Origin of the sequence: Neobacillus muris (assembly GCF_943193175.1) — a bacterium.
Taxonomy (GTDB): Bacteria; Bacillota; Bacilli; order Bacillales; family Cytobacillaceae; genus Neobacillus; species Neobacillus muris.
In genome coordinates this window covers 26724-39734 of record NZ_CALPDF010000041.1, presented here as the reverse complement: position 1 = coordinate 39734, position 13011 = coordinate 26724, and the positions used below count along the sequence as shown (strand labels likewise).

General features: G+C 37.3%; 12 protein-coding genes. All 12 read right to left on the bottom strand.

The features are described from left to right. Window positions 1-47: 47 nt before the first annotated feature. Entirely contained in the window at window positions 48-833 is a 786-nt protein-coding gene (locus NFS43_RS19940; RefSeq protein ID WP_251554559.1) for a cache domain-containing protein, read from the bottom strand. A 224-nt stretch (window positions 834-1057) separates the two neighbouring features. Continuing rightward, window positions 1058-2308 (bottom strand): DUF707 domain-containing protein, encoded by a 1251-nt coding sequence (locus tag NFS43_RS19935; protein ID WP_251554558.1) that lies wholly within the window; start codon window positions 2306-2308, stop codon window positions 1058-1060. 117 nt (window positions 2309-2425) lie between these two features. Beyond that, complete coding sequence (locus tag NFS43_RS19930; protein ID WP_251554557.1) at window positions 2426-3778, bottom strand: glycosyltransferase; 1353 nt, start codon at window positions 3776-3778, stop codon at window positions 2426-2428. Between the two features lie 37 nt (window positions 3779-3815). Beyond that, window positions 3816-4895 (bottom strand): glycosyltransferase, encoded by a 1080-nt coding sequence (locus NFS43_RS19925; RefSeq protein ID WP_251554556.1) that lies wholly within the window; start codon window positions 4893-4895, stop codon window positions 3816-3818. A gap of 50 nt (window positions 4896-4945) precedes the next feature. After that, on the bottom strand, window positions 4946-6868 hold the full coding sequence (locus NFS43_RS19920) for a glycosyltransferase (RefSeq protein ID WP_251554555.1): 1923 nt from the start codon (window positions 6866-6868) through the stop codon (window positions 4946-4948). An 85-nt stretch (window positions 6869-6953) separates the two neighbouring features. Next, on the bottom strand, window positions 6954-7769 hold the full coding sequence (gene hag / locus NFS43_RS19915; RefSeq protein ID WP_251554554.1) for a flagellin Hag: 816 nt from the start codon (window positions 7767-7769) through the stop codon (window positions 6954-6956). A gap of 118 nt (window positions 7770-7887) precedes the next feature. Next, window positions 7888-8232, bottom strand: coding sequence for a carbon storage regulator (locus tag NFS43_RS19910; protein ID WP_251554553.1), 345 nt, complete (start codon window positions 8230-8232; stop codon window positions 7888-7890). Between the two features lie 274 nt (window positions 8233-8506). Continuing rightward, window positions 8507-10075: a flagellar filament capping protein FliD gene (gene fliD, locus NFS43_RS19905; RefSeq protein ID WP_251554552.1), complete on the bottom strand. Its 1569-nt coding sequence runs from the start codon at window positions 10073-10075 to the stop codon at window positions 8507-8509. 118 nt (window positions 10076-10193) lie between these two features. Then, window positions 10194-11045 carry a flagellar hook-basal body protein gene (locus NFS43_RS19900; RefSeq protein ID WP_251554550.1) on the bottom strand — a complete coding sequence of 284 codons (852 nt, stop codon included), beginning with the start codon at window positions 11043-11045 and terminating at the stop codon, window positions 10194-10196. A gap of 27 nt (window positions 11046-11072) precedes the next feature. Then, a complete protein-coding gene (locus NFS43_RS19895; protein WP_251554549.1) occupies window positions 11073-11939 on the bottom strand; it encodes a flagellar hook-basal body protein in 867 nt (288 codons plus the stop codon). Between the two features lie 14 nt (window positions 11940-11953). Continuing rightward, a complete protein-coding gene (locus tag NFS43_RS19890; RefSeq protein ID WP_251554548.1) occupies window positions 11954-12382 on the bottom strand; it encodes a flagellar basal body-associated FliL family protein in 429 nt (142 codons plus the stop codon). A 19-nt stretch (window positions 12383-12401) separates the two neighbouring features. Next, window positions 12402-12845, bottom strand: coding sequence for a YaaR family protein (locus NFS43_RS19885; RefSeq protein ID WP_251554547.1), 444 nt, complete (start codon window positions 12843-12845; stop codon window positions 12402-12404). Window positions 12846-13011 lie beyond the last annotated feature (166 nt).

Genomic DNA, 13011 nt, shown 5'->3' with positions numbered 1-13011 from the left:
ATGCACGAACGATTTACAAGAAAGCCTATTAGATAGGCGATATTTGCCTATTTCATAAAATCTGTGAATAATTCAGGGTTACTATATCCTTCTTTCGTTTTGGCCATGTCTTTCCACAAATCGAGATCCTTGGCACTCTTGCCCATCATCGCTTTATCAGGGTGCGCGATAAAGATGCCTGCACTGCTCATGATGGTCATATAGCCTTTCTCCCCGATTTGGATATCACTTACTGCTTTGGAAAAATTGCTGATATCAAGGTCGACAGCCGCAACCCCAACAATGTTTTCCTGCTTATCTTTTACCGCCTGCGCAATAGTGATGATGGTTTGATTCGTGACAGCGTCTTGATACGGTTCGCTGTAAAAAACCTGCCCGTCCTTCTTTACCGCCCCTTTATACCAATCACGCTGGGTAGGGTCATAGTTTTCAGGGAGCTCATCTTTCGGCGCCATTACCATATCTTTTTTCGTAGACGCAAAATAAACGTTGGCATACTCGTCACTTGTGTTTAAGGTACCTTCCAATAGGTAGAAACCGTATGTCGCATTCATCGGGTTCTCATAAAACTCGGTGAAGTTGATGTTATGGGATAATAAGTGTAATTGATTGGCCACGCCTTGTAATTTGTAATCCAGGCTTTTGCTTGCCTGCTCAGTGGTTTCCTCCGTAGTGTGTTCTAGTTCATCAGTAAAATTAGTTTTTGTAATCACGTTGGATACAATGGTTAATACAAGCAATGGAATCAGCGCCATGGCGGTCATATTGGCAATCAGCTTGTTTCTGGTACTGTTCCATTTAAATTTCCCCTTGGATTTGTTCTGTTTTTTCATGCTGTACCTCCTTAAATTGGATAACAACTAGCTAGTTTTTAGTAAAATGCTTGATTAGCTTAGTATCTGGTTTGGACATTGAGCCGTGTTTTTGCTTTTACATACTAGTTGTCGGAAGGTTGATAGGAATGTTTAGAAAAAGCGCATCTATACTAAATGAAAAAGAGCCTGCTGGAGATCCAGCAGGCCGAACAAAGTTTGGGTGAGAACTTTATAAAAGGAAATTAGAATGATACTTTGTTTGATTTACTCATTACTCTATACAATAGCTCTAAATCTCTTGAATCTTTATCTCTAATTAAGTTTAAAAAATGTAAAGCATTTTCATATTTCCCCAAAACATAACAAGCATTTGCCAAATTATAAAGGGTAATAGAATTAGTTTCATCTAAAACAAAAGCATTATTTAAATACATCAAACCTCTTTCTAGTTGTTCATCCTGAATCAAGGCTTCTCCAATCAGGTTCATATGCCCAATGATGTTATTGGAGTACTGTTCAATTGCATTTATGATCATGCTATCATGGAAATCCAATACTATATCAATATAATTTGAAATGTTGTCTTTATCCATGGACATAATGATCTCTGTTACTTTCTGCATAGAATAACTATTCTTCATGTGTCTTGTTATATTTGGATATAGATATTCATTTTCAAATTTAGTTACAGATATTAATTCATTGGGTGCCCCTCTAAGAATATGAATACCAAGATCAAGTGCATAACTATCACTATAAACCTTTTGTGAGTCAGCCAAAATTCCATCGTAAACGATAAATTTTTTCAATAAAACGTCATATTTACGCAGCAACTTTCTAACTTCAAGATGTGGGGAAATATTTAATTTTGCATATAATTCTCCCCCACCCACTGGTCTAGTATGTGTAACCGGTGTTTGATCCAGAATTGCTATCTGTTTTTCCGTCGCTTTAAGTTTTTTAGGCCAAATATTATCTAGCCCCCAGCCTGATTGGCTTTCATTAAATGTTTGATAAACTTCCAATAAAGCATCCCGAGAAAATATCGGGACCATCACTTCTACAAAATCAGTGAATCTTAGTTTAAAATGATTGTTTACAATTGTAATTCCGTGGGTAAAATAGGAATCTTTCGTTAAAGCGGGTTGGGCTAACTTTAAATCGTAATAACTGAAAAGCTTAAACATCTCGTTGATCGTCTTTGCATTTGTTTTGATGTCATCGTCTGGAAACCATACAGCTTCATAATCAAACACAATGTCTTTATATCTTTCAATTAACGAGAATAAACCTGGCCACTTTAACCCCTTATTCTCCGTGTAAAAATCACTATCTTCTATATATCTATTCTCATCCGAGCCATAATAATCAATAAAAATATCGAAATTCTTGAATTCTGAAGGCAATATCCATTCACGATGTAAGGATTGATCTCCTACTCTGCATATAACCAAATATTTATTCTTTTTGCCGTGATTTTTTTCTTGTTCCATGCTTTTATTCCGTATCATCCATTAGTCGCCTTTCCTGATAATCACACTATTCTTTATAAAATATTGCGTTTTATACTATGATTAGTTTTTCCTGCCGCAGACAGGAAAAACATTCCTTTAAGATTTAAACCCATTATCAAGTAAAAAATGAACAATTTCCGAATTGGTTAAATTGGATTCTGCCAAAAACATAAACAATTTTGTCCGAAACTTCTTTTTCATCATATGAGTAATGGCCCGTTCTTCCTCATCCATAAGATGATAAAGCTCTTTCTCCACGATTTCCATTACCTTTAGATTCTCCACTAAATTATTCAGGCCGCTTTTTTGAGAATTTCCTTCTCCATGGATTCGATAGTAGCCAAGAGGTTCCTCAACAAAAACACACTTGGCATTATTAATCATAAAACGAATATGCCTTAACCAATCATGAGCAATCTTAAGCCGGCTATCTTCTAATCCAAAATTAAGAAACAATTCACGTTTATAAATGGATCTAGGGCTAATGTGCACCCCTTGAAGGACAAATTTCCGAAGTACATGCGCTGCAGGGAACCTATTAAATTGGCCGCCAAATATGCCCTGGAAACGCGGGTCACGAGGAACACCGTAAAGCGTTGTTTCTAGTTTTTGAAACCCTTCCATAGCGAACAAATTAGCAAACCCTAGATCAGCATGATTTTCCTCGATCTCGTCAATCACTCTAGAACAATAGGTAGGAAGATAGAGATCATCTGCATCAAGAAATGTGACATATTTCCCCTTAGCCTGTAAAAGGCCATAATTATAAGTGTAGTTAGCACCACGATTTATAACATTATCAAAAATTTTAATTTCGGGGATATGGGAATATTCATTTATAATACGAAGTGTTTCATCGGTAGATCCATCATTTACAATAATGATTTCTTTATTTTCAACAGTTTGCACTAGGGCAGACTCAATCGTTTCACGAATATATTTAGCTGCATTATAGGAAGGTATAATAATTGATAATAAAACACTTTCTGTAGAATCATTCATATATTCAGACTCTATATAACTCGATTTAAGCCGGAGAAACCATTCACTTTCTGCAAAATTACTTTTCATTTCCTTAATCAAAAGTTTAATTTCGGGAATGAAACCTTCATTTTGCGGAAAAATCTCATCCAGCTGATCTCTATCATCTGTAAGAAGACAATAAAGATTATATAAGTTTTTCGCATCCTGAACTTTGCCTATTTTCTCATGGACATAAGCATAATTGTATAAAGCATCTGCCTCTTCAGGATGGAGGTTTAAGTTTAACGACCTCTCCAAACAGCCTTTTGCCGTTTCATATTCCCCGATTTTCACGCACAATAATGCCCTTAGATTCCAGTACTCTGCATTATCTATTAATTTTTGTTCCGATTCGATGATCCCATTATAAGCTTGTTCAATTTCATTGTTATTAATATATTGTGCAATTTGCTCTAAAGAAGCCATTTTTTTCACTCCAATATTCTAATTCCTGTATATTTTTCTAATGAGTTCGTTTATTATCCCTTATCAATTCTTGAAGACGTCTTTTTGCCAATAAATAACCGTACTCAGATGACCATGCATAATAATCCATTGCCTCATTGATGTATCCAGTTACCTCATAATATATGCCTAGATTATACATAGCTAGGTAACTGCTTGTACCTTGTACAAATTCAATGGGGTCATGTTGATTTAATTTTAGACAGGATAAAAAACTGCTCTCGATACTCCGAATATATTGCTGAGCCTGATTAGGATAATTTAAGCAATAATCTAAGTAAAACATGCCCTTTGCAAAATGAAAATCAGAAACATTTCCCAAAATATCTTCATTTTGATTGATCACAAGCAATATCTCTGCCTTTCCACATTCTTTTCCGCTATTAATCAGCTCTACTACTAATTCACTATAATACGCAGCCTTGTTATTTGTGAGTTCGTAAGATTTCTTTAAAAAGGAAAAAGCTTCTTCATATTGCTTAGAGATTCTTAATTCTTTTCCTAACTGAAAAAGATAATATCCATCCATTGGGCTTCTTTCCAATGCTTTTTGCAGCAATGGAATATTTCTCTCGCTCTTATTCGTTTCAAAATATCCGTCATGACTTACAATGAAATTGGTGTTGATTCTGGGCCTCTCACTATCAAGCTGCTCATGAATGGCGCCCTTATACCTTACATCTCTAGGGAAAAACCTTGAAACATATGACTTTGAATGATGTTCTTGATTATCTTTTTTAAAACGGCTATTAATTTGGATCCTGCCAATGATATCTTTAGCCATAATCGATTCCATTTCGATTCTAGTGCCATTAACGATATACTCATCAGCATCTAATACCAATACATAATCTCCTGTGGTTTTTTCAATAGAAAAATTCCGTGCCAAGGAGAAATCATCACACCATTCAAAATGATATAACTTAACATTTTTCATTCCCTTAATGAGAGGAACAGTATTATCAGTTGATCCAGTATCTACTGCCACAATCTCATCTACTAACCCGCTAACACTCTGCAAACATCTTTCGATATATTTCTCTTCATTTTTTACAATTATAGCCAAAGATATTTTCAATTTTACTCCTCTTTCTGAATCAAAATATATCGCAGTTTAATTAACAGGACTTAAATTAATTGCTTTAAATAAGGACTTTCTACAAAAAACATTCTTGCTTTTTGCAAGGTTTCTGTATATAGATTCCTATCTTTCGTGTTTTCTACTATCAATTTGTAAAATCTAAAATCCTGCTCATAAATAGCAAGTGCATACTTCGCAATTTCCACCGCATTCACCACATTATTCGTTTCAAGTAAACTATTAATAATGTTGATAAAATCCTGCTCATTAAAATAGTTCCAATCTGACTTCTCATATATCTGCAAGGCATCTGCCTTTAGCCCATTCACATATAATAAAGCTGCTACTTTAGATATACTTTTTTTATTTAAGTATTGCATTTTTTCATTTAGTAAATCCTTACATAAATCTATTCGCCGATATTGAATCAGTGTTTGCAAGGCGAAAATAAATAAGTTCTCATCCAGTTCCTCATTAAAGGTATTTTCAGTAAGCATGGCTGCAAAGTCTTTAAAAACCTTTTCTTGCTCAAAATCCACCATTAGTTCCGCAACTTTTCTATTTTTCTTGTTCATTTCCCGTAACAAAAAGACATCTAAGATATTGATCCAATTCGCTTTCACTAAATCTTTCATAACGGAAACATTTAAAATTTCATCAATCTCTTCCATATTTAGTGCTTTGTTCATACATCCGTTTTTTAATTGTCCAATCTTATATAAAAGCGGATGATTTTCCTCAAAGCCTTCTAATAATTTCAAGGCTAAATGGGGTTCTCCTATATCAAAGCTCGCTTTGACATAGTCCTGGATATTAATCGAATTGACTAATTCCTTTGTAGTGATGAAATTAGCAATTTCTTCCGCTGTATGGAATTTATTTAATATCGAGATCATCTTTTTTATGGCTTCATGATTATGTTTATTGATATTGATTACACTTGAATAATGATGAATCGCATTTTTATAATCTTCTTCATAGAGATAGATTTCAGCCAATCTCAAGTGCGGCTTTTGATCTTTTAAATCCGGCCTTAAAATAATATGATTATACTTATCCTGATGGTCAATTATTTGATGGAATACTTGTTTGGCATCATCCATTTGTCCTCTTAAGAAAAAGATTTCTCCTCTAAGGAACTGGATTTCGGCTGAATTGGTATAAATTCTTTCTGCATCTCCGATTACATTTAATGCATCGTTATATCTTTTTAACTGCATTAAACAAACGATAATTTGGACTAATGTAGTAGAAACCCAATTTAGCCTAAAATCCCCTTTTCCTTTGTAAGCTTCTAAATAAGATTCTAACGCCTTCGAATAGTCTCCTTTTGACGCATACTCATTGCCATAATTAAAATGATCAAATGCCGCACTGGAACCAAAACTTTTTTCATCTTCTAAAAGATCAATATTTCTAGAGCCTTTATCCTTCTCATTTACCACTTGATTCAAGTAGCCAGAGTGGAAAACTTGCAGACTGGAAAGTTTTATATTTAATGGTTTTCCCTGCCGATGATGAAATTGTTCATGGATTTTCCGAATATATTGTATCTCACCATTATTTTTATACACTCGGTCATGAGCATTTTGTACTAGGCTCTCTCCAAAATTGCCGGTGAAGTTAAGAATTTTTACGGTGTAAGCATCAAACTGGTTTTGGTCGTCCTTTATTTCTTGGACAAAGTCTTTAAAATTATCCTCATCGATATATTCATCTGCATCTAATACAAGTATCCATTCTCCAGACGCCTTATCAGCCGCAAAGTTTCGGGCAGCTGAAAAATCATTTATCCATTCGAAATCATAGATTCCAGTCGTATATTTAGCTGCGATTTCTTTTGTCCGATCCGTTGAGCCAGTATCTACAACTATTACTTCATCTACTAAATGAGCAACTGATGATAGACAACGCCCCAGCACCTTATCTTCATTTTTAACTATCATACATAATGAAATAAATGGTTTCATTCTGTTATCCTCCTAGAAGTAATAAGTTTAATAAAAATATCGTGCTTTTGAGATAAAGCACGATATTTCTTTAAAATTATTACGATTATTGAAGCAACTGCAACACTGCCTGTGGCTTTTGGTTTGCTTGTGCAAGCATTGCTTGAGAAGCTTGAGCAAGAATTGACTGCTTCGTTTGCTCCATCATTTCTTTTGCCATATCAACATCACGGATACGAGATTCTGCTGCTGATAAGTTTTCACTAGATGTACCTAAGTTATTAATCGTATGGTCTAGGCGGTTTTGGTAAGCACCAAGTTTAGAACGTTGTTCAGATACAAGCTTAATTGCTGAATCTAATTTATCAATTGAAGAGCTTGCTGCACCATGTGTACTTACAGAAACTGAAGTTGAAGATAAAGATAATCCTGTTGTACTCATATTAGAAATGGCAATGTTAATGTTTTGGCCATCATTTGCACCAATTTGGAATGTGCCTGAGAAAGAACCTTTTAATAGGTTTTGTGTATTGAATTCTGTAGTATCAGCAATTCTATCAATTTCTGACATTAATTGGTTCATTTCGTCTTGGATAGCATTGCGGTCTTCCGTAACGTTTGTATCGTTGGCACCTTGAACAGCTAATTCACGCATACGTTGTAGAATGGAATGAGTTTCATTTAATGCGCCTTCAGCTGTTTGGATTAAAGAGATACCATCTTGAGCGTTTTTAGATGCCATGTCCAAACCGCGGATTTGTCCACGCATTTTTTCGGAAATAGCTAATCCAGCTGCATCGTCTCCAGCACGGTTAATCCGTTGGCCTGAAGATAATTTCTCCATTGAACTTGATTGGGCGTTGTTTGCAGTATTTAACTGACGATAAGTGTTAAGTGCTGCGATATTGTGGTTAATACGCATAAATAAATGTCCCCCTAATGTTAAATTTTGATTTAAAGGATTGCTCCTTTATTAAAATAATCTATAACAAACCTCTCAAGGTCTATTATCAAAAGAATGTGTAGCCTTTTGCAAACTTCTAGATGGTCATTTCTTTCAACTCGAAATGATGGCTGGTGTTATACAATTCTTCTCGTGCAATGCTAACTTCCTTTGGTGCATCAATAGCGAACCGAAGCAATCCGGAATCCGTTTGAAGGATCGTAACCTGTATACTATCTCCAATCTGTACGGCATCTCCAACCATCCTAACCCGCTTTTTACTTCCACTCTTGCAAAGCAAGGTTTGCTTCATGCGCGAGATATGTATATCCTTTGGTGCCTCCACCATTAACCAAGGTTTTGAACCATTTTGCAGAACAGTAACTTTTATAACATTATCAATAATGACGGATTGCCCAACTTCTCTGCCAATTATAAGCATGTTGCCATCCTCCTTGGTTCAATTGCCTTATACTTCTTTTATCGGAATCAAATTAGAAGTGTTTAGCTTTTTTTATCTTTTCAAAAAGATAATTATCAAGAACTCCCTTGGTATTAATCTTTATCGGTGCTTTATTCAATAGGTTTAGACTTTTGAAGAATTTTTTTATCGAGACCTATATGATAGTATTTATGTCGGCGGAATCCTAAAATGGTTTAGGCTTTTTATATAGAAAAACACCGACTAACTTGTCGGTGCAAAGTTTCATTATTAACTACATCCCTATTTGCTGTGAAAGCCACGAACTTTGTGAATTTAGTTTGGATAAGGCTGATTCCATTGAGGTGAATTGCTTCCAAAGCCGTTCTTCATACGCATTTACTCGATCCTGCTCATTGCTTATATTCAGTTCAATGGCTTGTAATTGTTTAGCCATGGTGCTATTCGTGTCAACAGTGGAGCTAAGAGAGCCAGCAATTGTACTCAGCTGTTTAACAGTAGCATTCAAACGATCATACATCCTCCAGCCAAAACCGCTGTTGGCATGCATATTACTGTCCGTCACAGTTGTATCACTTTTAGAAGCACCTGTCCCTTTATCGGTGAACAGTTTTTTCACATCTTCAAGATTTGTTTGTAGTACACCTTTCAGTTTTTCCTCATCCAAAATTAATTTCCCGTTATCACTGTAGCTTGTAGAGAAACTAATCCCAATATCCTTTAATGATTTAAAAGCTCCTGATCCTTCCACGACGGAAGACAAACTGAAACGCATTTCTGTCAGAAAACTGTTAATGGTAGAATCACTAGTTAACAGCCCGCTCTTTGCTTTTTCTTCCCATAATTTTATCTCGTTCTCTGACATATCCTCTTTCTGCTCATCAAGCAATGGCGGATAATCACGATACTTTTTCTCAGTTAACCTGCTGTTTAGATCCGCAATCAATTCATTATACTTATCTACAAAAGTTTTCATTTTTTCTACTATAGAATCTGTATCACTCTTGCTGGTAACCGTTAAGGAGCTATCTGTCATCGCCCCTTTGATAGAAAAGGTCATGCCATCATATGTTACAGCGTTTGAGTCAGACCGATACTCTAAACCATTGATTGTCATGCTGGCAGGTACTGCACTGGCTCCTTTTACAAAAGAAACACTCGTATCACTGCTGCTATAGCTATCTCCCATTACCGATCCTGGAGTTATGCCTAATTTTGACAAAAGATTTGTTGTGCCTTCTTCTAACTGAATATCATATGTTGGACCAGTATTTTTACTTGTAAAAGTAAACGCCTTTTCAGCTGATGAATAGGCTGCAGTTATGCCTAGTGCTGAATTTGCGTTAATATCGTCTATTACTTTAGAAATAGGATCTGTTAAATTGAAGACAAACTCCTGGCCATTTACCTTAATCGATGTCTGCCCCGATCCATCATCGGTCACGCCTAAACTAGCTAACGTCGCGCTTGTATCTAATTGGCTGGAACCAAAAAACTTCACGGCTGTAGCTTTCGCCGGCTGATACGGCTGTACATTGGTAATATTATAAGAGGTTTGTGTCGGTGTCCCGCTGGCAACCGCCGCTACCACACTTTCGTTAGACGAACTTGCGATCTGTGTATTAAACGTGGATTGCATTCTTAAACTCTCCATGGATTTAAGGAACTCATCAACCTTCTTATTTACCTCACGATAGGCATCATTTTTCCAGGTAGCTAATGTTTTGGACTGCTGCAGTTTATTTAACTTCGCGCTTCGCACTTTTACTAAACTTTCAACGATTTCATCTGTATTCATCCCTGAGGCAAGTCCGGTTACTCTTAATGTATTATTGCTGATCATTCGCTCACTCCCTTTGCAAAAGTACTCTTATCATACTACTATCGGAAAAAGCCCAGAAAAGTTTAACATTTTTCAATCTAGCAAAAAGGAGACGCGGCAGGCATCCCCTTTAGGAAATCTATTTCAGGATGTTATTCGCAATCCCCATCATCTGATCCGAATACGATACTGCACGGGAATTCAGCTGAAACCCGCGCTGCGTCGTCATCAAATCTGTCATTTCTTTTGTCAAATCCACATTGGACCCTTCCAAATAACCGGAAGACAAATTGACCTCACCTTGGCCCATCAATCTCACATAGTTTGCTGCATTTGCCCCAGCAGGAAGGGCTGCCGGATCAATGGCAAACAGATTATCACCAAGATTCCTTAAAACATGCGGATTCTGAATATCAACGATCCCTACTTGCTGCCCAGATAAAAATGACTCACCTTGGCCATTCTTATCCCGCAATTGAATCTGCCCATTGGATGTGATATTCACTTCATATTGGTCATTTAATTCGATGGGCTGGCCGTTCTGATCCAATAAATACCCGCCGTTTGCATGGACTAGATGATAGCTGCCCGGATTATTGGTGTCTGGGCTTAAGTGAAAATTGCCGTCCCGTGTATAACTAACCTCTTGGGCACCGTTAGCACCAGGAGTCCCTACTTGAAAGAATCCATTGCCGTTAATCATTAAATCAAACGGATTTCCTGTCTCCACTGCCTGCCCCTGCTCCAGATTCAGCTGGGTTAACCCGGTACGCACCCCGTAACCGACACGGATTCCATTTGGCGTGAGACGTCCGGTTTCCTGGCTGGCGCGCTGCTGGTTGTTTACTTGTGAAGCCAATATTTCCGAAAAGCTTTGCTCGCGTCGTTTAAAACCAGTCGTGTTAACATTGGCCACATTATTAGCGGACGTATCAATTTTTTGTTGATAGGCAGATAATGCGCCTGAAGAAATATACAGTGACGTGTTCAAGTTTCATTTCTCCTTTTGTTCCAGTCATTAGCCGTTTATTTTTCCAACAGAATACAGCTGCTGCAAGGATTGATCATAGACATTCAATACCTTCTGATTCGCTTCATAGCCGCGCACTGCGACCATCATATCGGTCATCGTTTGACCTGAATCCACATTCGACTGTTCAATAAAGCCCTGCTGCAGCGAAACATTCGGATTAGCGCCTCCCTGAACAAAGCCCAGCGGATTATCCGCGGTATACACATTGCTGCCAGCCCGCTGAAGTTCATACGGATTATTAGCCACAGCTATACCAATCTCTCCGACAACCCTTGTTCTCGTTGGGTCGTTTGGATAGGCTACAATTTGTCCCTTTTGGTCAATCAATAAATCCCCTTTGCTCATACTATCTGTTAATTGAATCGGCTGCTGATTTGGCCCTAATACTCGATAGCCTTCCGATGTTACCAGATAACCATTCGAGTCTAAATCCCATTTGCCATTCCGCGTATAGCCAACCGTTCCATCTGCTAACTGCACCGCAAAAAAGGCAGATGGTTTTACTTGGCGGCCATTTACATCTTGGGCAGGGATTTCTTGGTCATTAATCGCCACGTCAAGCGGGTTATCAGTTTGTACAAGAGCCCCTTGAGTAAAACTCGGGATACGTTCTTGTGCATATACACCATTTACCAGTTCGCCAATCTGTACGTTTTGCCCCGGAATATTAATCTGTCCTGATCCCTCAAAGTCATTAATCCGTTCCAATAATAGTTTAGGAAATGCCCGAAGCGTCGTATCATCCTTCTTATAACCCGGTGTTTGTGCATTAGCTAAATTATCTGCCAAGGCTTCCTGTTTTCGCTCCAAAGAAAACATTCCTGAAGCAGCCGAATAAATCCCTCTTAACATGATGGACTCCTTCCTTATTGAATAATTTTTTCAATCATATATACCTTGGTGATAGAATCATCACCTAACTCCTTGTTTAATTCAGTTTTCAGGTTATCTTCAAGGGAAATAATCCCATCTGGACCATTTACATTTTCCTTATCGACTTCATTTATGTATTGAATGATTGTGCTCTCGATACGGAATTCAAGTTTTTTTAGCTCTTCTGCTTTATCTTTTGAGGTGGTAATCAATTTAAATTTGGTTTTGATGAATCCTCCATCCTTAAAATTGGTGGTAATGGACTCAGTATCAACTGACATTGCTAGCAGCTCCTCTGCTGAAGGCGACTCTTTCGCTTCGGCATCCTTTGGCTTTTGAAAGTATTCCCAGCCAAAATATCCCCCCAGACCGGCCACTGTGATGATCCCGATTATCACGATTGACTTTATATAGAGCTTCATTTGTTAAGACTCCTTATTTTCATGTATAAAGATTGATGAGCAGTCCTTTAATTTCACCTATTCTTTCCAAAATAGACAGGCCGCTGCTCTGCTCCGAAAGAACGTGGCTGGTTAATTCGATTAGTTTTTGATCGAGCACACGAACCGTTTTTAACGATTGGTGGCCGCCCATATAATTCCATGTTTCTGTTTGATAAAGGCCTGTTCCTTGTTTCGAAACTTCACCCATAAACTGTTTGACTAAATCTTTATATTTTTTCAACTGATGGAAGGTTGGATTTTCACTTAGGTTTTGTCCTTGTTGATCAATATCCTGAAGCAGCTGGGTGAGCCGGTCCTGGGTTAATTCCTTCGAATAAGATTTCATGATTCCCTGGAAGGAAGCTGAATGGGCGGAAGTCCTATCGGCTGCAGAAACAGGGATATCCCCCCGATTGATTCGGATTGGCTCCTGTATTTTCAATCCATCCACCTCCTGTTTTTCATTCTGTTTCACTTTAACGAAAACTATCAAAAAATATCAAAAACTTTTAACTTATTATACCCTAATTCTTTGACAATTTCATGTTAAACTTTTAGGAAAAAATAACTAGAGTTCCGGCTGGATAGGGGAAATACCTTTTAATATT